21 protein-coding genes are annotated in these 25,583 nt (G+C 38.3%); 12 read left to right on the forward strand and 9 right to left on the reverse strand.

Features of this window, described 5'->3' with window-relative positions; genetic code table 11:
- Positions 1-41: 41 nt before the first annotated feature.
- Positions 42-1,211: an MFS transporter gene (locus B0169_RS03590; protein ID WP_077284602.1), complete on the reverse strand. Its 1,170-nt coding sequence runs from the start codon at positions 1,209-1,211 to the stop codon at positions 42-44.
- A 138-nt stretch (positions 1,212-1,349) separates the two neighbouring features.
- On the opposite strand from B0169_RS03590, the gene B0169_RS03595 reads away from it, so the two are divergent.
- A complete protein-coding gene (locus B0169_RS03595) occupies positions 1,350-2,246 on the forward strand; it encodes a LysR family transcriptional regulator (RefSeq protein ID WP_077284603.1) in 897 nt (298 codons plus the stop codon).
- A gap of 29 nt (positions 2,247-2,275) precedes the next feature.
- Here B0169_RS03595 and B0169_RS03600 read toward each other — a convergent pair whose 3' ends face one another.
- The 3 genes from B0169_RS03600 to B0169_RS03610 form a co-directional block, all read right to left on the reverse strand.
- Positions 2,276-2,944 carry a substrate-binding periplasmic protein gene (locus tag B0169_RS03600; protein WP_077284604.1) on the reverse strand — a complete coding sequence of 223 codons (669 nt, stop codon included), beginning with the start codon at positions 2,942-2,944 and terminating at the stop codon, positions 2,276-2,278.
- 634 nt (positions 2,945-3,578) lie between these two features.
- Positions 3,579-4,028, reverse strand: a complete 450-nt coding sequence (locus B0169_RS03605) for a hypothetical protein (protein ID WP_077284605.1) — start codon at positions 4,026-4,028, stop codon at positions 3,579-3,581.
- Positions 4,028-5,233 carry a PepSY-associated TM helix domain-containing protein gene (locus B0169_RS03610; RefSeq protein ID WP_077284606.1) on the reverse strand — a complete coding sequence of 402 codons (1,206 nt, stop codon included), beginning with the start codon at positions 5,231-5,233 and terminating at the stop codon, positions 4,028-4,030. Before B0169_RS03610 ends, B0169_RS03605 begins: the two co-directional genes overlap by 1 nt.
- Before the next feature lie 187 nt (positions 5,234-5,420).
- Between B0169_RS03610 and B0169_RS03615 the strand changes: the two genes are divergently transcribed.
- Positions 5,421-7,514 (forward strand): TonB-dependent siderophore receptor, encoded by a 2,094-nt coding sequence (locus B0169_RS03615; RefSeq protein ID WP_077284607.1) that lies wholly within the window; start codon positions 5,421-5,423, stop codon positions 7,512-7,514.
- 619 nt (positions 7,515-8,133) lie between these two features.
- Here the strand turns inward: B0169_RS03615 and B0169_RS03625 are convergent.
- The gene (locus B0169_RS03625) at positions 8,134-8,802 is read right to left on the reverse strand and encodes a PEP-CTERM sorting domain-containing protein (protein WP_077284609.1); all 669 of its coding nucleotides are present in this window, start codon (positions 8,800-8,802) and stop codon (positions 8,134-8,136) included.
- A gap of 508 nt (positions 8,803-9,310) precedes the next feature.
- On the opposite strand from B0169_RS03625, the gene B0169_RS03630 reads away from it, so the two are divergent.
- The 6 genes from B0169_RS03630 to B0169_RS03655 all read left to right on the forward strand — a co-directional run bounded on the left by B0169_RS03630 (position 9,311) and on the right by B0169_RS03655 (position 15,304).
- Positions 9,311-10,915 carry an ABC-F family ATPase gene (locus B0169_RS03630; protein WP_077284610.1) on the forward strand — a complete coding sequence of 535 codons (1,605 nt, stop codon included), beginning with the start codon at positions 9,311-9,313 and terminating at the stop codon, positions 10,913-10,915.
- Between the two features lie 422 nt (positions 10,916-11,337).
- The gene (locus B0169_RS03635) at positions 11,338-12,171 is read left to right on the forward strand and encodes a PEP-CTERM sorting domain-containing protein (protein WP_077284611.1); all 834 of its coding nucleotides are present in this window, start codon (positions 11,338-11,340) and stop codon (positions 12,169-12,171) included.
- 22 nt (positions 12,172-12,193) lie between these two features.
- Positions 12,194-12,901: a phage tail protein gene (locus B0169_RS03640; RefSeq protein WP_235838454.1), complete on the forward strand. Its 708-nt coding sequence runs from the start codon at positions 12,194-12,196 to the stop codon at positions 12,899-12,901.
- A 25-nt stretch (positions 12,902-12,926) separates the two neighbouring features.
- Complete coding sequence (locus B0169_RS03645) at positions 12,927-13,907, forward strand: tetratricopeptide repeat protein (protein ID WP_077284612.1); 981 nt, start codon at positions 12,927-12,929, stop codon at positions 13,905-13,907.
- A gap of 102 nt (positions 13,908-14,009) precedes the next feature.
- Positions 14,010-14,777: a 2OG-Fe(II) oxygenase gene (locus B0169_RS03650; RefSeq protein ID WP_077284877.1), complete on the forward strand. Its 768-nt coding sequence runs from the start codon at positions 14,010-14,012 to the stop codon at positions 14,775-14,777.
- Positions 14,778-14,821: 44 nt separating this feature from the next.
- Positions 14,822-15,304, forward strand: a complete 483-nt coding sequence (locus tag B0169_RS03655; protein ID WP_235838455.1) for a hypothetical protein — start codon at positions 14,822-14,824, stop codon at positions 15,302-15,304.
- 227 nt (positions 15,305-15,531) lie between these two features.
- On the opposite strand, the gene acuI is transcribed toward B0169_RS03655, so the two are convergent.
- Positions 15,532-16,518: an acrylyl-CoA reductase (NADPH) gene (gene acuI, locus B0169_RS03660; RefSeq protein WP_077284613.1), complete on the reverse strand. Its 987-nt coding sequence runs from the start codon at positions 16,516-16,518 to the stop codon at positions 15,532-15,534.
- Between the two features lie 46 nt (positions 16,519-16,564).
- Entirely contained in the window at positions 16,565-17,197 is a 633-nt protein-coding gene (acuR, locus tag B0169_RS03665) for an acrylate utilization transcriptional regulator AcuR (protein WP_077284614.1), read from the reverse strand.
- A 311-nt stretch (positions 17,198-17,508) separates the two neighbouring features.
- Between acuR and B0169_RS03670 the strand changes: the two genes are divergently transcribed.
- Together B0169_RS03670 and B0169_RS03675 are read left to right on the forward strand one after the other, a co-directional pair.
- Positions 17,509-19,695, forward strand: a complete 2,187-nt coding sequence (locus B0169_RS03670; protein WP_077284615.1) for an OsmC domain/YcaO domain-containing protein — start codon at positions 17,509-17,511, stop codon at positions 19,693-19,695.
- A gap of 402 nt (positions 19,696-20,097) precedes the next feature.
- Positions 20,098-20,919: a M90 family metallopeptidase gene (locus B0169_RS03675; protein WP_077284616.1), complete on the forward strand. Its 822-nt coding sequence runs from the start codon at positions 20,098-20,100 to the stop codon at positions 20,917-20,919.
- Positions 20,920-20,998: 79 nt separating this feature from the next.
- Here B0169_RS03675 and katG read toward each other — a convergent pair whose 3' ends face one another.
- The gene (katG, locus tag B0169_RS03680; RefSeq protein WP_077284617.1) at positions 20,999-23,221 is read right to left on the reverse strand and encodes a catalase/peroxidase HPI; all 2,223 of its coding nucleotides are present in this window, start codon (positions 23,219-23,221) and stop codon (positions 20,999-21,001) included.
- 313 nt (positions 23,222-23,534) lie between these two features.
- On the opposite strand from katG, the gene B0169_RS03685 reads away from it, so the two are divergent.
- Together B0169_RS03685 and B0169_RS19205 are read left to right on the forward strand one after the other, a co-directional pair.
- Positions 23,535-24,437 (forward strand): hydrogen peroxide-inducible genes activator, encoded by a 903-nt coding sequence (locus tag B0169_RS03685; protein ID WP_077284618.1) that lies wholly within the window; start codon positions 23,535-23,537, stop codon positions 24,435-24,437.
- Between the two features lie 134 nt (positions 24,438-24,571).
- Positions 24,572-24,745 carry a hypothetical protein gene (locus B0169_RS19205; protein ID WP_158077042.1) on the forward strand — a complete coding sequence of 58 codons (174 nt, stop codon included), beginning with the start codon at positions 24,572-24,574 and terminating at the stop codon, positions 24,743-24,745.
- Positions 24,746-25,014: 269 nt separating this feature from the next.
- Here B0169_RS19205 and B0169_RS03695 read toward each other — a convergent pair whose 3' ends face one another.
- A complete protein-coding gene (locus B0169_RS03695) occupies positions 25,015-25,347 on the reverse strand; it encodes a GIY-YIG nuclease family protein (RefSeq protein ID WP_077284620.1) in 333 nt (110 codons plus the stop codon).
- Between the last annotated feature and the right edge of the window lie 236 nt (positions 25,348-25,583).

The raw sequence follows: 25,583 nt of genomic DNA on the forward strand, positions 1-25,583 counted from the left end.
CGAGAGTAAGTTTATGCTGTCAAGCGTATGAATACCGCTAATTAGGATGTCATTGCTTTTCGGTCTAATGCGCCACTAAAACGGGTTAATAACAGCGCGATTAACACGACTATTGCGCCAACCCACGGCGTGGTCATTAAGCCTGAACGTTCAACAATGACTCCACCGCCCCATGCCCCTAAAGCAATGCCAATATTGAATGCCGCGATGTTTAGTCCTGATGCGACATCGACAGCGTCAGGCGTGTATTTCTCCGCTAACTTAACGACATAAACTTGCAAGCCAGGCACGTTTCCAAAAGCAAAAGCGCCCCAAAGTAAAATGGTGATTATAGCAGCTAAAGGGTTAACTGCTGTGAGACTAAAGGCCAGTAATATCGCAGCAAGCCCAATGAATATGATTGTTAAAGCTTTGATAGGGCCCATTTTGTCGGCCATTTTACCGCCCCAGATATTGCCGATGGCCACAGATACACCGTATACCAACATAATGAGCCCAATGACACGTGTATCTAGGCCTGTAATTTGGTTAAGGATGGGGGCTAGGTAAGTAAATGCAACGAAAGTTCCACCATAACCGATAGCAGTGATGGCATAAACTAGTAGCAGCCTTGGTTGTGTTAACACTTTTAGTTGTGCTGAAATTTTAGCTGGTTTCGCTTGTTGAAGATTATTTGGTATTAAAAGTGCGCTACCGAACATCGCAACTAAACCTAAAACAGATACGGTTAAAAAAGTAGCTTCCCAACCAAACTGTTGGCCGATAAAGGTGCCTAATGGCACACCAGTGACTAATGCAACGGTTAACCCTGTAAACATGATGGCTATTGCGCTAGCGGCTTTTTCTTTTGAAACTAGGCCTGTAGCGATAGTTGAGCCAATAGAGAAAAATACACCATGGGCCAACCCTGTTAAAATACGGGCAACAATTAGCGCTTGAAAGCTAGGTGCCTGCCATGCAACTAAATTACCCACCACAAATAACGCCATGACAGATAACAACACTTTTTTTCTATTCCATTTACCGGTTAACGCGGTCAGCACTGGCGCACCGATGGCAACTCCTAGTGCGTATAAACTCACCAGTAATCCAGCTGATGGTATAGATACATTAAGATCTTGCGCCATCGTGGGCAATAAACCCACGATAACAAATTCTGTGGTACCGATTGCAAAGGCACTGAGTGCTAATGCAAGTAATGCGAGAGGCATGTTAATCTCCAAGTATTTCAAGTTTCTATTAATGGAAGTGTCTGCTTAAAAGCAGCATCACTTTGAAGTAGGTATTATTAACCGCTATACTGTTGTGATAAATAGCACCTTTAACAATATACTTTTGTAGAAAATGATATGAATGCGGATTTAAAAACTCGTTCGGATGACTTAGAACTTTTACTTTGTGTGATCGATGCTGGGGGATTTTCTGCTGCCGCAGATGTTTTAGATATTCAAGTCGCTCGTGTTTCTCGTGCTGTCAGTCGAATAGAAAAGCAGTTAGGCGTGGCTATTCTCATTAGAACCACGCGAAGAATTGAGTTGACTGATGAAGGTCGGCAATTCGTTAATGCCATCAGAAAGGCTTTGCAAGCGATGCAAAGTGCTGAAAATGACATTATAACCCGAGGTGAACTACCTGCGGGCAAACTACGCATTAATGCCGCTAGTCCTTTTATTTATCATCAATTAATTCCGTTGATTCAACCATTTAAATTAGCTTATCCCGATATAGAGCTTGAACTTAGATCGAATGAAGGCTTTATTGATTTAATTGAAAATAGAACCGATGTGGCTATTCGTATCGGTAAATTGGCCGACTCTACATTGCATGCTCGAGCATTAGGTACTAGCCCGCTCTATGTTGTTGCAGCACCGGAATATCTTGCCAAAAGAGGCGTCCCGAAGCAGCCCTCGGAGCTAAAGCACCATGATGTAATTGGCTTTTCTGATATAAAATCACTGAATAAATGGCCTATTAAAGGTGTAGAATTTGTGCAGCCAGCCATCACTGCGAGTAATGGTGAAGCTATTCGGCAATTAGCATTATCAGGTAATGGTATCGCGTGTTTGTCAGGGTTTATGGTGCATAACGATATTGCTGAAGGCACGTTGATAACCTTGTTAAATTCGTACCGACTACTTAATACTGAACGAGAACAGGTAAATGCGGTATTTTATCAATCATCAAACGTTTCTAGGCGAATATCGGCATTTTTAGATTTTATTAAACCGAGATTAATACTCGATTAAGTTACTTTTTTGTGGAATAAATTGATGAGTTATATGTCCATGTAACGATCGTATATTTTCTGAAATTCACCGCTTTCTTTGAGCTTTGTTAAACCAAAATTAAAATCATCACGAATTTTTTCATCTCTGAATACTGGGCGGTAATCTTCAGGAACTTCGGTAGTGAAATTTTGCTCATCGACGTCAGCCAAGGTAAATACATTTAACGACTGAAGGCGTTTTGCGAAGTATCTGAAAATATAGCGATCACTTAACACCACATCGTAACGCTCTAAGTGTAATAACTTTACTTGGGTAAATTGGTTGCTGATACTGAAAAGGCGTTTTTCTTTTTCGACTTTTTTTAACCAATTTGGATATCTTTTTTCAGCACCTTGAAAAGAAACGACTAGCAGTTTATCTAAGTCACTGGGTTTTTTGATCACATGATTTTTACTTTTTAGACTAATAAAAACATTATCATAGGTGACGGCCGGCGAAGCATAAAAACCGCCATGCATTTTTAGATCAATGCCCATATCTCCCATAATGGCATCGACTTGCTTATTCTTAAAAGCGATAGGAATACGTGCTAAAGGAAAATACAGTGGTTTTAAGGTATGACCCTTGTAAGCCAATGCGGCAGAAATTATATCAATTTCAATGCCTTTATCTTTTTTTTCAAATACATAGGGCGGAATGTTTTGTCCAAATGCCATCAGAATATCTTTTGCGTTTGTAAATGCAGAAAATAAAACTGTTACAAAGAGCAGGCAACACTGAAGTGGTTTGCTTGATATTGTCATATTAATAGTTTACTTCCTAAGATAGTCAAACCCTACTATATGCAAGATATAACAATCAGCAAATTATTGAAATAGTATTTTCAATTTTGTATGGATAATAAATAAATAAAGCAAGCAACTGAATATATTGAGATTAATATCTGAACTCAAGAAGATTTATTGTTTATCAATATTGCTAGACCAGTGATTTAGCTCAGTATGAAGCTAGGTCAGTAAAGTGCAATAGCCGATTAATAGCGGGATATTGTTTTAGGTTGTGATTTTATCATGATCGGAGCTAGTGAGCGCTTATGATCTGTTTATTTCATGAAAAAGTGAAGTAAAGTTAGGTTATTGCTAGGCTAGATAAATACCGGCACTTTTCGCTAACTGGCGACTTATACCACGCGTCTCTCTAGGTTAACGTTTGACTGTGTTTGAATTAATCGACTATCTTGGTTGATATGGGGGAGCTAAAGGTGTTTTTTACAATTATTCTTAGCTGGCTTGCTAGCGATTTGGTAATCGCTAGCAAGCCAGCTAAGATGATAGCAATTTATCACGTTTGTTATAAAGGCCAACTTAGTACCATCTGTTTGCCATTCCAGGTTTCAATTGTTAGCCATAGCTTATCTTGTGTGGTAATTGTCTCGGGCGCAATAGCATGTACTTCTTGGCCATGCTGGCTGCCATGTAATATACCTTCATCGCCAGTTTGCAAAACAGCTAAAGGTAAAGCTTTGGTACCAATGTTTACATATGCTTGACGGATATCTGTAATTTTACCTTGGCTAAAGCTCAGCATAAAATCTTTCGTGTAATGGCCGTCATGAAGATAAGGTGGTTCAAGATCATACGGTGTTGGAGTGATCTCAAATTCAGCCACTTGCTTTGTGCTCAGTGCCTTAGGAAACACAGGGAAAAGTGATTGATATAAAAAATAAAAAGGTAAAATAAGTACTAAGCCATTGATTTTATATTTATGGCGGTGCCAGAAGGAACTTGTTATGCGTGCCATTATCGTATTTCCTGCTTAGTCAGTGTTATATTTTGCTTACCATGTTGTGTTTCGGCAGTAATATCATCAGTTGCTGTTATGGTCGAACTGCGAGCGGCTTTCACGGTTCGACTCCCCCACATTAAAAAGCCTGTAATTGACATACCGGTGAGTAAAACGCCAAAGATAAACCAGATAATTTTGGTCCATATACCGCCAATGGTGCCGTAATGAAGGGGGTCTGCAATATGTGACATGGCTTGTAATGTGGTCATGTCATCTGGCGATCTTTGATCGACAACAGCGCCCGTCCAAGGATCAACGATTACACCGTAAGCGTATTGATCATAAAAAATAAAGTCACCTTCACCATAAATTTTATAAGTGTCGCGATTATGCTCCGGGAGCATGACATAGGTATTTTTCAGATCTGGAAATTTATCTTCGGCAATGGTTAATGCATTCTGTAAGCTAAATGTTGGCAAAGGACTTTTTCCGCCTTCTTGCTGTTGAGGTAGCTGCTCAATTGCTACAATAGGGGAGTGTGGCTCAATATTGTAATCAGCATGCCATAAAATAGCTTGAACTAGATACCATAAGCCGGTAAGGCTCATTAGCATTAAAAACCAGATTGACCAAACGCCCGCTAAACGATGTAAGTCAGCTAATAGTGTTTTCTTTCCTTGCTTTAAGCGAACTTTAGGCTGAGTAAAAGCACGCCAAAATCGTTTATAAATAATTAAACCTGTGATTAAAGCACCTAACATGACTACTGCCATTGCACAGACAAGGTAGTAACCAACGCTGTAGTTATGGTGCCATGGAAATAAAAGCCAGCCATGTAAGGAGCGCATGAAATTAACGAAAGTTATGCTTTGATTAATTTCTTGTATTTCACCTGTGTATTGATTTACGTAAGCAATAGCAAAAGGTTTATCACTATCGGTGAAAATAACAGCATTGATCAAATATGACTCAAAGCTCATCACCGTACTCACTTTTGCACTGGGGTAAGCTTTTTCTACGATTGAAACTAATTCTGATGCAGGTTTTTCATCCAGGTTTTGTGGGTTAGTTGCACGTGATGCTGGGTTAGTTAACCAAGTTAATTCATGGCTTATTACAGATATTGTTCCTGTTAAACAAACGAAACAAAATATTACCCAAATAGGCAGAGAACACCAGCCGTGTAGCTGAAACCAAAAACGGTTACTTAGTTTTGACATTTTATTTCTAACTCATCTCTGTGCATAAAAGCGCATCTTAATACCCTTGCAGAAAGACATCAAGATCTAAATAAGATTAGTTTTTATTTGTATTCATAAATGATAGTAGTTATCATTTGCATTAATGGTTTTGACGATAAGTAAGCCACTTTTTTTTTGATAATATTTATAACATATAAGGGTAGACATGAAGCTTAAGCGTACTTTTGTACTTTCTTCGTTAGTTTTAGCTATGGGGTTTCCAGCCTATGCACAAACAACGCAATCAGAAGTTGTCGTTAAGGAAAATGATAAAGAATTAGAGAGGATCCTAATTATTGGTGTACGTCATGATAGGGTGAGTCAAGGTGCAACCGGATTAACGATGGAAATTGATGAAACACCACAATCAATTAGTGTCGTTACAGCGGATTTGATTAAAAATTATGCCGCTAATAGTCTGAATGATGCACTTAAGCTTGCTCCAGGGATCGGTGTTGAAGAATGGGAAACAAACCGTTCAAACTATACTTCACGCGGTTTTGAAATTAAAAGCACTCAAATTGATGGTGTTGGCCTACCGAATGATTGGGGCATTGTTACCGGCGCAATGGAATCATATGGTTATGAAGAAGTTGAAGTAATACGCGGAGCAAATGGCTTGCTAACAGGGGTCGGTAACTCTTCGGGTACCATTAATTATGTTCGTAAGCGACCAACGAATGAAAATGAAGGCGAAGTGGGAGTATCTCTGGGCTCATTCAACGCTAAACGTATTAATGCGGACTACTCGGCACTGTTAACTGAAAGTGGCAGCTGGGCTGGGCGTGTTGTTGTTGCAATTGATGAAAAGGAGTCTCACCTTGATGCGCTAGAAAATGATCGTAGCTATTTTTATGGGGTTGTTGATGGTCAACTAACAGACAATTCAACACTTACTGCTGGTTTTTCTTATCAAGATGCTAATACCGACAATAATATGTGGGGCGGGTTAGTATTTAACTACAGCGACGGTACGCAAGCAAAGTGGGATACTAGCGCAACAACAAGCCAAGATTGGGCGATGTGGGACACTATTAGTACCTCTGGCTTTATTGAATATGCCTATTTATTTGATAATGATTGGGAGCTAAAACTTACCTATAACAAACAAAACTTTGAAGATAAAAGCAAGTTGTTTTACGCCTCTGGTAGCATCGACAAAGATACGGGGTTAGGTTTATCGGGTTGGCCTGGACGATATGATAGTGAATTTTCTTCTGATATTTTAGATTTAACCACCTTAGGTACTTATAATTTATTTGATCGAGAGCATGAAGTAACCTTTGGTTTAAGTCGAGCTAAAAGTAATCAAAAAAGATACCAATACGGTTATGCTGCAACGCCAGCGTCAGGTCCTACGCCTAGTTTTCCTTATGCACAGGACGCAATACCTGAGCCAGTATGGTCAGATAAAGCCAAATATGCCGACATTGATGTAACGTTAACGCGCTTTTTTGGCTCAACAAAATTTAATATCTCAGATGACTTGTTTGTTATTGCTGGCTTCAATGCGATTAAATATACACGTGAAGGTGTAAATTCTTTAGTTGATATTGATAATGATGAAAGTGAAGCAAGTCCATATGCAGGTATAACTTATTCGTTTACCGACGATGTTAATGCTTACGTAAGTTATTCTGATATATATCAACCACAAGAACAATATAATTTACAAGGTGACTTCCTAGCTCCGACCAAAGGTGTGAATTATGAAATAGGCTTAAAAACACAATGGTTAGATAATAATTTACTAGCTACCTTTGCATTATTCACTGCAGAGCAAGAAAATTTAGCTAGTTATGCAGGGCTTAATCCTGCAGGACAGTTTTATTATCAAGGAATAGATGTTAAATCAAAAGGTTTCGAAGTAGAGATTGTTGGGCAGTTAACAGACAATATTAATGCCTTACTATCATACACATTATTAAGCATAGAAGATTATGCGGGTGAAGAAGCCAATGAATGGGCGCCAAGAAATGCTGTTAGCTTCTCTGTTGATTATACCTTGGAGCAAGTGCCAGAATTTAAGTTTGGTGTTGGTGGTAAATGGCAGTCAAAAACACGTAATGCAACCTATGGTGTAGAGCAAGGGGCTTATTTGCTGCTTAATGCTTTTGCTAGCTGGGATGTAACCGAACAGTTAAATGTTCAAGCTAACGTTAATAACCTTACCGACGAAAAATATATTAACAGTTTAATTAATGTTGGCTATTACGGAGCACCTGTTAACGGAACACTAGCGTTAACATACCGTTTCTAGATCTACCCCCTTAAGGTTGAAATAATACCCTTTGACTAACACAATTAAGTGAATTAAGTGCATGACGAGACTTAATTCACTTTTTTATTTGAACGGCTAATACTTAAGGTTAAATTTTACTGACTGAAATATTCTTCTGCCTTGCGCGAACTTATCACTATTTTTAAAGTTAATTAGCACAGTAAAGCCTGTCTTACCGAAAATATTAGGTACGCTAAGTGCCATTTTATTGTCTTGTATGAGTAGTTTGCCAGGGTGACCGAAGTGTCTATGGCTTGTGTGTTAGTGCGAGTCAACTCATCAAATGTTGCAGAATAAGGCTTCAAGTCGTAAGTTTAATTTACATTTACACTCTCGCGTTGGCTTGCAAGAGAGTCAATAATTACAACCTCAACAGGAATTAAGTCAGTTGGTCGTTGAAAACATAATTGTTGATAAGGGTAGAATTCGAGCCAGTCATTAGGCTGTGATTGACTGTTGTTATTTGAAAAACTGATAGTCAAGAGAGTGGTTAACGCTAACAATAAAACTATCTTGCCAAGTTGCATTAAAAACCCATCAGAACCAACACTTATTAAGAGTATTCAATAACAAGTGTTGGATTACTGAGTTCAATTGTTTACTTTCTATTTATAGCATTCTTAAATATAAATCCGAAAGAGAGTAAAAAAAGCATTAATGTGCTCGGCTCAGGTACAGGAAGAGGTATGCTAGCACTAGCAACAACTAAAACAGGGTTAATATTAATCCAATAGTCTAAGCCATTATCTTGCACTAGACTGCTGCTATGAATGCTGTTTGCTTCTTGCTCTGTTAATGTGGTGAAACCATTGATGCGTGGGTCCATTAAAGTATTGCCTGAATTATGATGTAGCCCTAAATTATGAGCTAACTCATGCGCTAATAACTCAGAACCATTGCTACCCGAAGCATAACCAGATTCGACAACAAAGTTATTCCCTGGCGTTTGACCACAACCAACAATACCTGAGTTTATGGTGCTACCACATGCACTAATCGTGTCGATAAAATAGAAATTAACGATATTAAAAAAACCAACATGCATACTAAACAATTCATTTACCTCGGCATTGGTAGTGATATCTAATAAGTTAGGAAGAACAAGTTCCGTCGTCTCACCAATGCGTATATCAATTGGCCTACTACCAAAGCTTGGTTGAGAGAATATAGCATCGAGCTGAGTTTCATTTATGGTAATAAAGCCTGCTTTAGCTTGGGTGGTGATGAAAAAACCAACAATTAACAGTAACGATTTCAATGCTTTCACATGTATTCCTTTATATTTCAAGATTTTTTATTAATGACTAAAGTTTTATTAACCAGATTAAATGAAAACCATGCAATAAACATACCTTGTCAATTTTTTTATATAAAAACAGCGTACTATAGTTTTTATTGATTAATCTTTATTTAAAAGTGTTAAAAAACATGACGATATACAACGGTGTTATTAAGTTTATCGATGCAGAAAAACAATGCTTTAGCTCTGAGGTATAGGCGAATTAATCGTTTTAACGACATGAGAAGTCTTAGCATTTTTTGGTAAAATCATTACAGGGCTTGCTGTTTATAAAATAATCACTGAAAAGCAAACTTTCGATGGGGGTCTTGGGGATATTGCTGTATAATGCGCGGCTTTATTATGATGACTGGTCAGATGTTTATTATTTATACGCTAGCCAGATCATCGAAAATACAGTTTTACCTCTCATTTAAATTATCCGTTAGCGTTGATTGATTAATGAGTTTAACTAATGGATATATAGGAATACCTTTTGATCACTACATCTAACATTACCATGCAATTTGGCGCAGAGCCGTTATTTGAAAATATTTCGGCTAAATTTGGCAACGGTCACCGTTATGGTTTGATCGGCGCGAATGGCTGTGGCAAATCTACATTCATGAAAATACTGAGCGGCGACTTAGTGCCAAGCTCTGGTAATGTTTCAGTAAGTACTGGCAATAAAGTGAGTACCTTAGGCCAAGATCAATTTGCCTTTGAAGCACACAGTGTTATTGATACGGTGATCATGGGCGATATGCCGCTATGGAAGGTAAAACAAGAAAGAGACGCGATTTACGCCCAAGCTGAAATGAGTGAAGCTGACGGCATGCGTGCTGGTGACTTAGAAAGTCAATTTGCTGAAATGGACGGCTATACCGCAGAAAGTCGTGCCGGTGAAATTCTACTTGAAGCCGGTATTGAAGAATCTTTTCATTTTGGTTCAATGCAGCAAGTTGCGCCAGGTTGGAAGTTACGTGTTTTACTTGCGCAAGCTTTGTTTGCTAATCCAGACATTTTGTTACTTGATGAGCCAACCAACAACTTGGATATACATACCATTAGTTGGTTAGAAGGTGAGTTGAATAAACGTAAGTGCACCATGATTATAATTTCTCATGATAGACATTTCTTAAACTCTGTTTGTACCCATATGGCAGATATTGATTACGGTGAATTACGCATTTACCCAGGTAACTACGAGTTTTTCTTACAGCAATCAGCATTGCTACGTGAGCAACTGTTATCAGGTAATGTAAAAAAAGCCGAAGAAATTGCTGAGTTACAAGACTTTGTTAACCGCTTTGGTGCGAATGCTTCAAAAGCAAAACAAGCCAGCTCTCGTGCTAAAAAAATGGATAAAATTAAACTTGATGATGTTAAATCGTCAAGCCGTATTACGCCAAAAATTGCCTTTGCTCCAGGCAAAAAAATGCATCGCCAAGCCTTAGAGTTGGAAAACTTAGCACATGGCTTTGACAACGAAATATTATTCGAAAACGGTGACTTATTATTAGAGGCCGGCGCTAAATTGGCTATTATTGGTGAGAACGGTGTTGGTAAAACAACATTTTTACGCTGTTTAATGAATGAATTGTCGCCAATGAGCGGTGTAGTTAAATGGTCTGAAAACGCTTCAGTTGGCTATTGCCCGCAAGACAGTGGTCACTTTTTCGATAACGACCTTACTTTAATGGATTGGATGTCACAGTGGCGCAGACCTTGCCATAATGACTTAAGTGTTCGTGGTATGTTAGGGCGTATGTTGTTTACCGATGACGACGCCAATAAAAAAGCGCGTAATTGCTCGGGTGGTGAAAAGAACCGCTTATTATTTGGTATGCTGATGATGGGCGATATCAATGTGTTAATTATGGATGAGCCAACTAACCACATGGATATTGAAGCGATTGATGCATTAAATAATGCCTTAAAAGATTTTGAAGGTACGCTAATATTTGTCAGTCATGACCGTGAGTTTGTCTCAAGCTTAGCCACGCGTATTATCGACATAAAAGATAAAAAAATCATTGATTTTCAAGGCTCATTAGATGAATACCTTGATAATCAAGTACAAGCAAAGAAAATAGCTTAATTATTACAACTTCACCAGTGTTAAGTTCAATAACTCTTGAGCTTAACACTGATTCACACCCGTAAGGTATGGTAAATGTACTTTACTCATTAAATTCATCTTGTTGATAGCCAAACTTAATAGCTTAGCCATAATGTACTTTTGTTCAATTTCTGGGCTGAGGTACTTCGTTTATTTTAATTATCTAAGGTATAGTTTTGCAGTTAATAGACTGCTATTACCTTTCATTTTTTGCCTAAATCAATATATTGTATTCTAAGTCATTATCTAAACTCTCTATAATTTTATATTTGTCAGTATTTCTTACACTTTTTGGTTTGATCATTTTTCAATACCGCATAGGCTGCTGCTTTTATGAGCAATTGTCGGTGTGGCGTAAAGCTTGCGTATTAAGTGCAAATACTTATAAAAGGATAACACGGATGCGTAAAGTTATGAGATTTTGTTCTATTCTATGTGCGTTGATTTTTATTGCACCTACAGTTACAGCAAGTTTAATTACTTCTGATCTGACGATTACAGGTAATGTTGAATTCGATACTGCGATGTCGACTTCCGCTACAGGTAATGCTACTCAAAATGCTGATATGTTACTTGTTATTGGTGGCGCTACATCAGGCACATCAATTGCTAATATGACCCCTACGGGAGTCAACCCTTTAGGTGGAACATTGACTGATTATGGTGATGGTGCAGGGATTAGTGCTACCGCGTCCTCTGAGACTGGCGTTACGAGCGAAGTGCCTGATTTTATCTTTGATTTCGGTTTTTCGTTGAGTAATAGTTCGGCAACAGACAGTTATCAAGTTTTTTTTGAGTTAGCGTTTTCAAGTTTTGTAGATGCGGAAGGTTTAGACGCTTTTATAGATGCTGAAATTAATCTTTTTGATAGCGCATTTGTTGAATCATTTTTTTCAGATTTAACGTCAGATTCGGCTTTTGGTGATAAAAAAAATGGCACGTCTTTGGCTACCAATGGCGCGACATTATCGGATAGTGGCACATTTCTTTTTGATATAACCCTATCAGCAGGCGCGTCAGATAGCTTCACTGCCCTATTAAAAATGGATGGTGGTGCCTATGAAAATTCGTCTTTATTTAATGCCAGCACTTTTGCTTTTATTAGTGTTATTGGTGCTGATAATTTAACGGCAGTACAGCCTCCTTTACCCGTACCTGAACCAAGTACACTAATGCTCTTTCTTGGGGGGCTAGCATTTTGGCAAGTTAACCAACTAAAACGTAAAGCTCAATAATTGACAATTTAAGGATGAAAAAATGAAATCATTTAAAATAATTAAATTAAGCTGTATTTTAGGATTAAGTCTCACTGCTATCACCATGCCTATGAAGGCCATGGCTTGTTCTTCTCAGCCTTTTATTGGTGGTATGTGTGCTTTTGCTGGTAATTTTGCTATTCGAGGTTGGGCAAAAGCTGAAGGGCAGTTACTTGCTATTTCAAGTAATGCAGCGTTATTTTCTATTTTAGGTACAACCTACGGTGGTGATGGCAGAACAACTTTTGCTTTACCCGATTTACGTGGACGTTCGCCAATAGGGCAAGGGCGAGGACCAGGACTTAATGATTATAGATTAGGGCAAAGGGGAGGCGCCGAGGTTCATAGTTTAACATTATTGCAAATGCCTGTGCACAGCCATACTGCAACCACAAGCACCACTAATGTTATTGACACAAGTGCAACTACCATTGCATTAAAGGCACTGGCGTCAAATAGTACAACTAACATACCGACAGGGGCGGTGTTAGCAAATAGTCCAAATCGTGAGAATATATATAGTAGTGGTGCACCTAATGTAGATATGTCTGCTGAGGCGATTACGCTTAATTTAAGTGTTGATGTAACCTCTAGCTCAGCTACAGTTGTTAATCCTAATGGTGGTAGCCAAGCATTTAATATTCGAGGTCCATATTTACCATTGACTTGGTTAATTGCGACAAACGGTGTTTTTCCGCCTCGTAACTAACTATATGCAATATGTTAGGTGATAAATGAACAATAAAAAGAAACAAGGCCGACTCTATATCGGCTTTATTTTTATATTTTTTACAATGTTAGTTAAGCCCTGTTTTTCATCGGGCATAGATGATTGGGCAGCTCCTATTCAGGATGCCCAACAATTGCTAGATAAAAAGCAATATAGCGCGTCTTTAATCGCCTTTAAGCGTCAGGCTGATATAGGTAATGGCATGGCACAATTTAGTATGGCGCTGTTTTATGATTTAGGTTGGGGGATAGCCATAAATCGCGTAATTGCATGTCAGTGGTTTCAAAAAGCGGCGTTAAATAATATTCCGGTTGCTATGCAGGCGTTAGGGCAATGTTATTACGAAGGTTTAAAGGTAAAAAAAGACCAAGCACTTGCTTATCATTGGTTTATGAGAGCATTCGAGCAGGGCGTAGCTGATGCTGGATGCCAAGCAGGAGAGCTACTTTTAAGCGGTAAAGGTGTTAACCTTGATATAAATAGCGGAGAACAGCTTTGTCTTGAAGCTGCTATGCAAGGTTCTATTAAGGCACAAGCTAACTTGGCGCAGTGGTATTTCTCTGGTCAATATTTTGCACGTGACTATCAACAAGCTTTTAATTGGCTGCAACAGGTTTCTAGTGATAAGTCTCCAAGCTCAGCATTTTTGCTTGCGCAGTTTTACGACCAAGGTATTGGTATGAATGTTGACCAAAATAAAGCTTTGCATTGGTATGAAGTGGCGGCTTCTGCACAATATCATCAAGCTTATATACCAACGGCGCTATTGTATTGGCAAGTATTTAGCACGGCAAAGCAACATAAAGACGTGTTACTAGCAAAAAGTTATCTCTGGGCGAAGGTGTCGGCTTCTTCTGCACCATTGAGCAAAGATCGAAAAGTTGCTGAGCAATTATTAACGCAAATTATGCAATATATGCCCGTTACTTGGCAGGATGAATTGAATAAAAAAGTGTTACTACATTTGTCTGAAAATAAGTATTAATATCGACTCTATATATGTCGATGAATAACAGTAGAAAGTTTCTATCAATAAACTGCAGTGATTGTGCGAAAGTATGCCTTGATTTATAAACTTGGTGTTACTATGGCGCACATTCTATTTTGTCTGATTAACTCATCACATGTTAACGTCAACCTTTATTTTTGTACGCCATTGAGTGCACTAAAACATACCTCTAATGATAATACGCCAATACTCTTTGAAACTATAGCGGATGAGCTTATTGAGCAAGGTTATAGTATTCGGCCATATGCATTACCGGCTGACTTAGCTTCATTGTTAGTCAATTGCATTGCAGATTTGCCTGAAGATAATTTTAAGCGAGCGGGTATAGGGCGGGCTAAAGATCATATTATTAATGATTTTGTTCGCACTGATGAAATTTGTTGGATAACGGGTAATAGTGATGCCGGCAGTGCTTGGATAAATTGGGCCACACTACTGCAAAACTATTTAAACAAACGTTTGTTTTTAGGACTTTTCTCTTTTGAAAGTCACTTTTCACATTACGCGAAAGGTGACTTTTATAAAAAGCACAAAGATGCCTTTAAAGGTGAAGGTAATCGTGTATTGTCGGTAGTGGTTTATCTTAACCAATATTGGTCGAATGACGATGGTGGTGAGTTAGTTATTTATCCACCTAAGCAAGATAAGACGGCTAACAAACGGCTCAAATCTACCGTTATTGACCAAAGCAGAATAATAGTAACGCCAAGCCTAGGTACCATTGTTATTTTTCTGAGCGAAGAATTTCCACATGAAGTACTTCCTGCTTTGCGTGACCGCTATGCTATTGCTGGTTGGTTTCGTTTAAATGCCAGTATTGCAAATAATATTGATCCACCACGCTAATGTTGGTTTTTATTTAATAAGCGTTCTATCAAGAGGAAACAGGGTTGGCTAAGTCAATTAAGACACCAAAAAAGCTTCATGTTATGCATGACTTAAGTGAAGTAAATCAGGAGATTTTACCACTAAAGGCACTGGCTGATCGGGAGCTTGCTTCAATATATGGTTTAACGGGTAAGGTTTATACGCCCCATATTGATGAATATATGCAGGTATGTATTAAAAAGGCGGCCATTGTAGATTGTTTAAAAAAACAAGGCTATATACCACGCTCCGATGTTGAGGTTATAAGTGCCGCGCTTGATTTTTTACACCCCAGAGCACGAACTAATGCTGTTTTTGAATATCAAGGCGCACAATACCAGCGTCGTTTTGCACCGTTAAAGCTCAGTAAGTCGGGTAAAAATGTGCAAAAGTGGGCTAAGTTTTGGCTTTTACAATTACCTAATGGCAACATTGACCCTAACTGGGAGCTAGAAGTACGAGAGATTTGGCCAAGTTATTTTCTGATCAGAGCTATTGATATATAGCATGCGCTTTAGCTGTTATTGTTAAGGTTTTTACTCATGCTCTTCATTACGAATAATTGCTAATTTTCTAAATTAAATCAATGCTCTCTACATTAAATCAATGTTCTCTTCATTAATGCGCTTTATTGCTATGGTAAGTAGAGATGTGCAAAGCTTTCATTTATACATATTGCATTTGCACATCTTTGGCTTGGTAACTTTCAAATTTACGTTATCATTTTTCTCATTTAAGCATTTACATCAACCACCACTCGGCCTGTAACATCTCCTGCTAAAAGCTTGTTAGCGGTTGTAATTGCCTCATGTAGGCCAACAGTGCTTGAGATGTCAGAAATTTTATCCGCTAGCTGTGTTTGCGCTAAACGTTGCCAAGCGTCAAGTCGGTCTTGTTGTGAACGCATAACACTGTCGATACCGAGCAGTGCAATGCCTCTTAAAATAAATGGAGCAACAGTGGCTGGAAAATCCATACCTTGTGCTAAACCACAAGCGGCAACACAGCCACCATATTTTATGCTGGCACAAACATTGGCCAGCGTCGTGCTACCAACTGAATCAATTGCAGCTGCCCAACGTTCTTTCATTAATGGCTTCCCGGCAGCTGATAGTTCAGTTCGGTCAATAATGTCATTAGCCCCTAGCTGTTTTAAATAAGCCGCTTGCTCACTACTGCCCGTTGAGGCCGTTATTGAATAACCAAGTTCTGCTAAGATCCTAATAGCAAAACTGCCAACACCGCCTGTTGCGCCAGTGACAAGAATACTACCACTATCAGGTGTTATACCTTGTTTTTCCAAAGCCATAACACACAACATAGCGGTATAACCAGCCGTTCCTATTGCCATCGCATTAAAGGGCGTTATATCTTTAGGTAAGGGAATAAGAAACTCACTGTTGATGCGAGCTTTTTGTGATAAGCCACCAAGATACTTCTCACCAACGCCATAGCCATTGAGCAGTACATGCTCGCCGACATTGAACTTGTTATTATCACATTGTTCAACAACTCCTACTAAATCAATGCCAGGGATCATTGGAAAGCGTCTAACGACCGGTGCTTTGCCTGAAATTGCTAGTGCGTCTTTGTAGTTAATTGTGCTGTACAGCACGTTAATAAGTACATCGCCGTCTTGCAATTCGGTTTCATTAAGTTCTTTAACTTCGGTGTGATAGCCTTGTTTTTCATCTTTATTGATAACTAAACTCTTAAACATAATGCTCTCCAATATAGACCGGTCGTCTATTAATGTGGTTGTAAAATTATTTTACGATTAATTGTAAGAATGAAACCATAAAAGTTTCGATGGGTGTCAAATCTCTAGTTAATTTACTTTTGGCAATGGCGCCTTCCCAGCCCATCCAAAAAAAGTTAGCTAACGTGTTGCAGTCAAGTGAGCCATTAATTGCGTTAGTTCGTTGTGCTAATTGCAAACAACAGGCTATTTTACTTTGCCAGAGTTCAAAGGTATCTAATAAGAGTTGTCGATGGCTTTCTGGTAATAGGGTTACCTCTTGTTCGAGATTACCAATTAAACAGCCGCGTTTAAAATGATGTCGGCTCATACCTGCTTTAGCATCGTCGGCAAAGTTTTCGATACGCTGAAGTGGCTCGATTGCTTCATTAAGCAGGTGTAAGTCTAACTTTTTGGCAAAGTAGCGACTGTATTCTTGAATAACCGCGATACCAAAAGCCTCTTTACTGGCAAAGTAGTGATAAAAAGAACCTTTTGGTACTGATACTTTTTTTAAAATCTTATCAAGACCAGAAGATGCAAAGCCAAACTCAGTAAAATACTCCACGCCACTTTGTACTAGTGCTTGTTTGGTTTGGCTACTATTTCTGCCCGACTTAGCTGGTCGGCCACGTTGTGCTGTTGTTGTATTTTTGTTCATTCTTATATATTAGACCGATCGTCTATTTAAATGCAATATAAATTTTAATCGCCAGTTTAATCAGGCCAAACCTGAAGATTTAAGATGGCTTTGCCGAACTTGGTTAGATCTGCGATTTTTTATTGTCATTTTATTGCCTTGTTTTGGCATTAATCTGAATTTTTCGCTGCTTTGTAAATTAACCCAAGACTATTTAGTTAAAAAACACGATAATTACCCTATTAAGATAAATTTTTTAGTCACTATAGTTTTAAGTCATAATCAAAGCTTTCAACTCGACTAGTACAGCCATAATTCTGGAAGCCAATTCAATGGAAATTAAAGTTAATTTTCTCGACAACGTAAAAGTTGAAGCTAAGTTTGATGACTTTACCGTCATCGCCGATCAACCTATTCGCTATAAGGGAGACGGCTCAGCGCCAGGACCTTTTGATTACTTTCTTGCTTCATCGGCGATGTGTGCGGCTTACTTTGTCAAGGTGTATTGCAACTCTCGTGACATTCCAACAGAAAATATCCGCTTGTCACAAAATAACATTGTTGACCCTGAAGATCGTTATAAGCAAATATTTCAAATTCAAGTGGAATTACCTGAAAGTATTTCAGAAAAAGATCGCTTAGGCATTAGGCGCTCTATTGACCGCTGTACGGTTAAAAAAGTTATACAAACAGGGCCAGAATTCAAGGTAGATCTTGTTGATAGTCTTGAAGAAGACGCGCAAGCTATGTTGATGTCGGGCTCGGCGGAACAAGGCAGTACTTTTATTCTGGGTAAAGATTTACCCCTTGAAGAAACCATTGCCAATATGACTGCCATATTAGCCGGTCTTGGCATGAAAATAGAGATCGCCTCATGGCGTAATATTGTGCCGAATGTTTGGTCATTACATATTCGTGACGCCGCTTCGCCTATGTGCTTTACCAATGGCAAAGGCGCAACGAAAGAAAGCGCGCTTTGTTCAGCTTTAGGCGAATTTATTGAACGTCTTAACTGTAACTTTTTCTATAACGATCAGTTTTTAGGCCAAGATATTGCTGAAAGTGATTTTGTTCATTACCCGAATGAAAAGTGGTTTACGTTAGAGGAAAACGACGATTTACCGAGCGGAATTTTAGATGATTATTGTCTTGAAATTTATAACCCTGATGATGAGTTACGTGGCTCAAACTTAATCGACACCAACTCAGGTAATGCTGAACGTGGTATTTGCGCTATTCCTTATACGCGTCAATCTGATGGAGAAACTGTGTATTTTCCATCAAACTTAATTGAAAATTTATTTTTAAGTAATGGCATGAGCGCGGGTAATAATCTACCTGAAGCACAAGTACAGTGCTTATCAGAAATATTCGAAAGAGCAGTAAAAAGGCAGATCATAGAACAAGAGATCGTACTGCCGGATGTACCTAAAAATGTATTAGAAAAATACCCAAGCATACTTGCAGGTATTGAAGCACTTGAAGCTCAAGGTTTCCCTGTTGTCATCAAAGATGCTTCGTTAGGTGGTCAATTCCCTGTAATGTGCGTCACGCTGATGAACCCTAAAACAGGTGGTGTATTTGCCTCTTTTGGCGCACATCCAAGTTTCGAAGTAGCGCTAGAACGTAGTTTAACTGAACTACTGCAAGGTCGTAGTTTTGAAGGGCTAAATGACGTACCAAAACCAACCTTTAATAGCCTTGCGGTATCAGAGCCGGAAAACTTTGTTGAGCATTTTATTGATTCAACAGGGGTGATCTCGTGGCGCTTCTTTAGTAATAAACATGACTATGAGTTCTGTGAGTGGGATTTCTCAGGCACCAGTGAAGAAGAAAATGATCAGTTATTTGCGATTTTGAAAAATTTAGGCAAAGAAGTTTATGTCGCGGTATTTGATCAACTTGGTGCAACCGCTTGTAGAATATTAGTGCCTGACTATTCAGAGATTTATCCGGTAGAAGACCTGATCTGGGATAATACCAATAAAGCGCTAAATTATCGCGAAGATATCCTGAACTTACACATTTTGGATGATGACGCGCTAGCAAGTTTAGTGACACGTTTAGAAGACAGTCAGCTCGATAATTATATTGATATTCGGACCTTAATCGGTATTGAGTTTGATGAAAACACGGTGTGGGGTCAACTGACGATTCTAGAGCTTAAATTACTTATTTACTTGGCATTAGGTGCTTTGGAAGATGCGCAAGAATTAGTGGAAGAGTTCTTACAATTTAACGATAACACGGTTGAACGACGTTTGTTTTATCAAGCAATGCAGGCGGTACTTGAGATTGCTTTAGATGAAGAAATGGAGCTGGAAGACTTTCTCGTTAATTTCACTCGTATGTTTGGTCAGAGTGTTATGGATAATGTTATCGGCTCTATCAATGGCGACGTTAAGTTCTTCGGTCTTAGCAAAACTAGCATGAACCTTGAAGGCTTAGACAAGCATTTAAGATTAATCGACAGCTATAAAAAGTTACATCAAGCACGAAAAATAGCAGCACAAAGCTAGTGTTAGGCACGCAATAAAGTGCAAAGTAACATAAAGCCAATATCTATTGTAGGTATTGGCTTTTTTATTGAGCTTTGGTTGTGTTTGATATTAGATATAGACTTAAAACTTACCTAGTAAACTTATACGTTAATAGCGGAAACACTAAATTTTAAGCAAAAAAAAGCGTTTACTATAAACAAGTAAACGCATTATAAAAACATAAAACACTAGGGAAATAACTCTCTCGTATAGTAAGAGTGCTTGTTGTCAGTTAAGTTCAAATTGTTTTCTATTTTTTTTTTTTTTTTTTTATTTTTTATGCTCTCATTTTATGTGTTTAGAATATTGATTTATAAAAATAATTTGCTATTTGCTGCCCTTGTCCATATTTACTAATAAACTGGATCTGGTTATTTTATTATGTTGTCATTCTTACTACCTATATTTATTGGTTTAATACTCGTTGCTTATCTAGCTGGAAAGCCATATTGGTTGGAGCATAAGCGTCGCTTGATAAAAGCCAAACCGTTTAAAAAAACGTGGCGAAAAATAATTCAGCAAAGAATCCCTTATTTTAGAAAAATGCCAGCAGACTTGCAGTTACAACTTAAGCAGCACATTCAGGTGTTTTTAGCTGAAAAAGAGTTTGTCGGCTGTAATGGCGTTGAAATTACCGATGAGATAAAGATTACTATTGCTGCACAAGCTTGTTTGTTATTGTTAAACCGAAAAACCAATTACTATCCAAAATTAAAAACAATTCTTGTTTATCCAAGTGCCTTTGTTAAGCAGCAACAAAACCGACATATTGATGGTGTGCAATTTAGTCAAAAAGTCGTGTTAGCAGGTGAGTCGTGGGATTTCGGAAAAATAGTGTTGTCATGGCAAGATACTTTAATTGGTGCACAAATTCCTGATGATGGCCGTAATGTGGTGATACATGAGTTCGCACATCAACTTGATCAAGAGAACGGTAGGGCTAATGGTGCGCCAATACTTGAAGCAGGGCAAAGTTATCAGTGTTGGTCTGATGTTTTTTCAAAGCAGTTTGAAATACTACAGCATCAAGCGAACGCAGGTGCGCCATCGCTATTTGATTATTACGGTGCAACTAACCCTGCCGAGTTTTTTGCGGTAGCTAGTGAAGTGTTCTTTGAGCAATCTCGACAATTTAACCATGAATACCCTCAGCTTTACCGACAGCTTACTCAATATTATAAAGTTAATCCCTTGCAATGGTAATGAGTGCAATAAAAGGCGAGCATTACAACTCAGTAATACTCGCCTGAAATATCATTGATAGTAGCAGGCTAATGGTTTTTTATTTTAAGTCAAAGCGATCAAGCTGCATTACTTTTACCCAAGCCTTAACAAAGTCATTAATAAACTTATCATCAGCATCACTCGACGCATAAACCTCGGCAATAGCACGCAACTCTGAACTTGAACCAAAAATTAAGTCAACTGGGGTTGCTTGCCATTCTAGCTTATCAGATATGCGGTCATAGCCTTGATAAATACCATCTTGGTTGTTGTCTTTACGCCACGTTGTTGACATATCAAGTAAATTAATGAAAAAGTCATTGCTTAACACCCCAGGAGTTTTTGTTAATACACCTAAAGCCGAGCCATCATAATTGGCATTGAGTGCACGCATACCGCCTACAAGTACGGTCATTTCAGGGACATTTAAACCGAGAGTATTAGCTTTATCTACGAGCATTTCTGCTGGAGACATAAAGCTTTCATCACTGTAGTAGTTTCGGAACCCATCTGCATTAGGTTTCAAATAATTAAATGACTTGATTTCTGTTTGTGCTTGGCTAGCATCAGTACGACCAGGCTCGAAAGGTACTTTAATGCTGTGTCCTGCTGCTTTTGCTGCTTGCTCAATAGCTGAAGCACCAGCCAAAACAATGAGATCTGCTAAGGATATTTTTGTGTTTGATGACTGTTGGTTAAAGTCAGCTTGAATCGTTCTCAGTGTCGCTAATACTTTATTTAATTCCGTTGGATTATTGACGGTCCAGTTCTTTTGAGGCTCAAGTTGAATACGTGCCCCGTTTGCGCCGCCGCGCATATCTGTAACACGATGGCTAGCCGCCGATGCCCATGCTGTTCTGACTAAGGCTGAGCTTGCGATATCTGAGTTTAAAATCTGCTGTTTAAGTCTCGCTATATCTGCTGTTGTCACTAAATTATTGCTAACGGCAGGGATTGGATCTTGCCATGATAATATTTCGCTAGGAATATCTGAGCCAACATACCTTGCTCGTGGTCCCATATCGCGGTGAGTTAGTTTAAACCAAGCTTTGGCAAAAGCTTTATCAAACTCTTTAGGGTCTGCTTGAAAGCGCTCAACAATTTTACGAAAACTGGGGTCTTCTTTTAGTGCTAAATCTGTGGTGAACATAATCGGCGCATTACGTTTATTCGCAATATGTGCATCAGGCACTAAGTTAGCTGCTGATTTATCGCTCGGGATCCACTGAATAGCGCCAGCAGGGCTTTTCGTTTGTACCCAGGTAAAATTCATCAGATTATCAAGGTAATTTGATGACCATTGGGTTGGTGTTACGGTCCAAGCGCCTTCTAAGCCACTGCTACTTGTGTCAGCACCAACACCACTGCCACAGCTGTTTTTCCAGCCTAAGCCTTGTTGCTCAATACTTGCAGCAGCAGGTTCAGCTCCCACGCATTTATCTGGTTTTTTTGCGCCATGAGCCTTACCTAAGGTATGTCCGCCGGCAATAAGTGCGACTATTTCTTCATCATTCATTGCCATACGGCCAAAGGACATTCTAATATCGTTGGCAGCAAGAAGTGGATCGGGAACGCCATGTGGTCCTACGGGATTAACATAAATCAAGCCCATTTCGACAGCCGCTAGAGGGCCCTTTAATTTACCTTTTTTATCACGTCGCTTATCGTCAAGCATATTAGTTTCTGGACCCCAGTAAACTAAATCGGGTTCCCAATCGTCACTTCTACCACCAGCAAAGCCAAAGGTTTTAAAGCCCATTGATTCTAGGGCAACATTTCCCGAGAGGACCATTAAATCTGCCCATGAAATTTTACGACCATATTTTTGCTTCACTGGCCATAATAAACGCCGAGCTTTATCTAAGTTAACGTTATCAGGCCAGCTATTTAACGGGTCAAAACGCTGTTGTCCACCAGAAGCACCGCCGCGACCATCATGTACGCGATAAACGCCTGCGCTGTGCCATGACATACGTATCATCAATGGACCATAATGCCCCCAATCTGCTGGCCACCAAGCTTTTGAATCTTTTAACGTCGTTTCTATATCTTGTTTTAGTTGCTTGATATCTATCGTGGCAAATTCTTTTGCATAATTGTATTGCTCGCCATATGGGTTTGATTCTGCACCATGTTGCCTTAGGGGGCTGAGATTTAATTGCTCAGGCCACCAGAATTGATTCGTTTTAGCGGCAGTTGCAGCAAGAGTTGTAGTTGATAAGGTCATTGTTGATATCGCTACCGATATTGCGGCAGCGAGTGATAGTGTATTTTTAAGCATAGTTATTCCCCGTGATACGTTGACTGTTGACATGTTCTGACAAAGCTTAGTGATAAAGCATAGAGTTGCTGGCTAGCTTTTGATAATTGATTACTTGGAAGATAGTGTTCTGTTTTTTCAATGAATATAGTTACTGATTTAAAATCAATGAATTAACTTTCTTTTTTTGAAAGGAGGGTTTTAAGAGGACTTAGTTAAGTTTAACTAAACTGGTATAATATAAAAAATTGATTAAACTGAGCTTTATGTTCAATAACAACTATTAATATAAATCCATATCACAAATATTAAGTGATGTTGATAACGGAAAATTATGATCTCATTAAAACAATTGCACTATGCCTTAGCTGTTGAAAAAACCTTGCACTTTAAAAAAGCTGCTGACGCCTGTAATGTTTCACAATCAGCATTGAGTACTGCGATTATCGAGCTTGAAAAACAGTTAGGTACGACTATTTTCGAGCGTAACAATAAGCAAGTTTTGATCACCAGCAATGGACAATTAATTTTAGATAAAGCCAAAAAAGTAAAATTTGAATTAGATGAATTGCTGCAACTTTCACAAGCCAATAAACCCTTATTTATTAATCCAATGACTATTGGTGTAATTCCAACCATTGGTCCTTATTTATTACCAAAAGTATTACCCGAAGTGAGGCGAAAACAGCCAAACTTTAAATTGAAAATAATTGAAGAACAATCGCAAGTATTAGTCGATATGGTCAGAAGTGGAGATATTGATGCTGCCATTTTGGCGTTACCATTTCCTATTGAAGGTTTAATGCATTTTGATTTTTGGCAGGAAGACTTCTACTGGGTTAGTCATAAAGATGAATGCCCAAGTCAATTAAAAGAAATTACCAGTGAAGAGTTAGAAATTGATAAGTTGATGCTATTAAAAGATGGTCACTGCTTAAAAGATCACGCATTAGCCGCGTGTAGTATGCAAAATAATAAGCAAGATACAGACTTTGATTCAGCCAGTTTACATACCTTGATACAAATGGTGGCAGGTAAGTTAGGTACAACATTAGTGCCGCAAATGGCGCTCGATCAGTTAATTTATGATGAATCAGAAATTAGAGCGATCCATTTAAATGAACCCGGTCCCCACCGCACCATAGCATTAGTGATCAGGCCTAATTATGTCAGAACCAACGAGTTGACCATTTTACGTGACATTTTTAGCGCTGAATTAACTAAAAAATGCAATTAAGCCTGTTGTTTTTAATTATTTAAATAAATCATTTTCAATCAATTTTTTAGAATTACTTTATTAATTTAATTAAATTTACTGGATTGTAAAAATTATCAATAATGACCTTACTGTTAAAAAGCGAGGTAGAAAATATGAAAAGCATTATTGAGAAAATAACTGGAAACCTAACAACGAATATTCAAAGTGTACTTAGCCAGCATAATGCAGCTCATGTTGAGGTTAGCACTGAGGCGAAAATTGAGTGTAATTACGCTGATAACTACTATGGTGATCAGCAATGCCAACTAAAAAAAATTAAATCATAGGCTTAGAAGCTTGAGTGATAAATTGACCGTAAACATAGTTTGTTACTTGGGTAATATATAGGATAATTTTCGATGCTTGGCAATTAAAAGACAATGCAATGTAAAACTATATTTTTAGTAATGTTAGCTTTTTAATAAAGCATGCATCAACTAAAAGTAACGGCTGTGCACAATAAGTATCTGCGCTTTTTTATTTAGTACAGATACTACAGTATCAGCGTTTTTTTGGGCTGGTTATTATCAGTTTAAAAATATAATTTGGTGGTAATTTACGTGGCATTAACTATAGGTATTTTTAAACTTTCACGCTTTAAAAGTTTCTCAGCAACTTCAGCGGGCACTTGATAAAACTCGTTTACGTATTCTTTAGCATTTAAGTATTCACGAATTTGCTTCTTTACTTTACATGGGTTGGCGCACTGTAATGAAAACACGACTTTATAGTTGCCTGGCGTTTTTGCTGATAGCGTTTTTGCATGCTCGTCTGGGTCAGTTGGTGTGCAGCCAATTTTAATCACATCACTAAAAAATGAATGAGTCATCACATAAACATTGCCATAAGCAATGTTATTACTATGATTTTTTTTATCAGTACTTTCCATTACAAAAACAACCTAAATAGAACATTATATTAACTATGGCATTACCCTTTTGCTAACACAACTAAAAAACCTATCAAATGATACCGTATTACCATAGAGCTTGCTAACGGTTTAATTACGGCAAGTTATTATAAATAATGGTAATTACTTCAACTTTAAATCGATGAACTAAGGTTAATTTACGCCGTGTTTGTATGTGTTTTAATCATGATAAAGTTCGCTGCATGCTTGGCAGT

This window comes from Cognaticolwellia aestuarii (assembly GCF_002000025.1).
GTDB lineage: Bacteria > Pseudomonadota > Gammaproteobacteria > Enterobacterales > Alteromonadaceae > Cognaticolwellia > Cognaticolwellia aestuarii.

What these genes read in the sequence shown, in the direction of transcription:
- B0169_RS03590 (WP_077284602.1), bottom strand. Translation starts at nt 1,211, where the DNA reads ATGCCTCTCGCATTACTTGCATTAGCACTCAGTGCCTTTGCAATCGGT.
- B0169_RS03595 (WP_077284603.1), top strand. Translation starts at nt 1,350, where the DNA reads ATGAATGCGGATTTAAAAACTCGTTCGGATGACTTAGAACTTTTACTT.
- B0169_RS03600 (WP_077284604.1), bottom strand. Translation starts at nt 2,944, where the DNA reads ATGGCATTTGGACAAAACATTCCGCCCTATGTATTTGAAAAAAAAGAT.
- B0169_RS03605 (WP_077284605.1), bottom strand. Translation starts at nt 4,028, where the DNA reads ATGGCACGCATAACAAGTTCCTTCTGGCACCGCCATAAATATAAAATC.
- B0169_RS03610 (WP_077284606.1), bottom strand. Translation starts at nt 5,233, where the DNA reads ATGTCAAAACTAAGTAACCGTTTTTGGTTTCAGCTACACGGCTGGTGT.
- B0169_RS03615 (WP_077284607.1), top strand. Translation starts at nt 5,421, where the DNA reads ATGAAGCTTAAGCGTACTTTTGTACTTTCTTCGTTAGTTTTAGCTATG.
- B0169_RS03635 (WP_077284611.1), top strand. Translation starts at nt 11,338, where the DNA reads ATGCGTAAAGTTATGAGATTTTGTTCTATTCTATGTGCGTTGATTTTT.
- B0169_RS03640 (WP_235838454.1), top strand. Translation starts at nt 12,194, where the DNA reads ATGAAATCATTTAAAATAATTAAATTAAGCTGTATTTTAGGATTAAGT.
- B0169_RS03645 (WP_077284612.1), top strand. Translation starts at nt 12,927, where the DNA reads ATGAACAATAAAAAGAAACAAGGCCGACTCTATATCGGCTTTATTTTT.
- B0169_RS03650 (WP_077284877.1), top strand. Translation starts at nt 14,010, where the DNA reads ATGGCGCACATTCTATTTTGTCTGATTAACTCATCACATGTTAACGTC.
- acuI (WP_077284613.1), bottom strand. Translation starts at nt 16,518, where the DNA reads ATGTTTAAGAGTTTAGTTATCAATAAAGATGAAAAACAAGGCTATCAC.
- acuR (WP_077284614.1), bottom strand. Translation starts at nt 17,197, where the DNA reads ATGAACAAAAATACAACAACAGCACAACGTGGCCGACCAGCTAAGTCG.
- B0169_RS03670 (WP_077284615.1), top strand. Translation starts at nt 17,509, where the DNA reads ATGGAAATTAAAGTTAATTTTCTCGACAACGTAAAAGTTGAAGCTAAG.
- B0169_RS03675 (WP_077284616.1), top strand. Translation starts at nt 20,098, where the DNA reads ATGTTGTCATTCTTACTACCTATATTTATTGGTTTAATACTCGTTGCT.
- katG (WP_077284617.1), bottom strand. Translation starts at nt 23,221, where the DNA reads ATGCTTAAAAATACACTATCACTCGCTGCCGCAATATCGGTAGCGATA.
- B0169_RS03685 (WP_077284618.1), top strand. Translation starts at nt 23,535, where the DNA reads ATGATCTCATTAAAACAATTGCACTATGCCTTAGCTGTTGAAAAAACC.
- B0169_RS19205 (WP_158077042.1), top strand. Translation starts at nt 24,572, where the DNA reads ATGAAAAGCATTATTGAGAAAATAACTGGAAACCTAACAACGAATATT.
- B0169_RS03695 (WP_077284620.1), bottom strand. Translation starts at nt 25,347, where the DNA reads ATGGAAAGTACTGATAAAAAAAATCATAGTAATAACATTGCTTATGGC.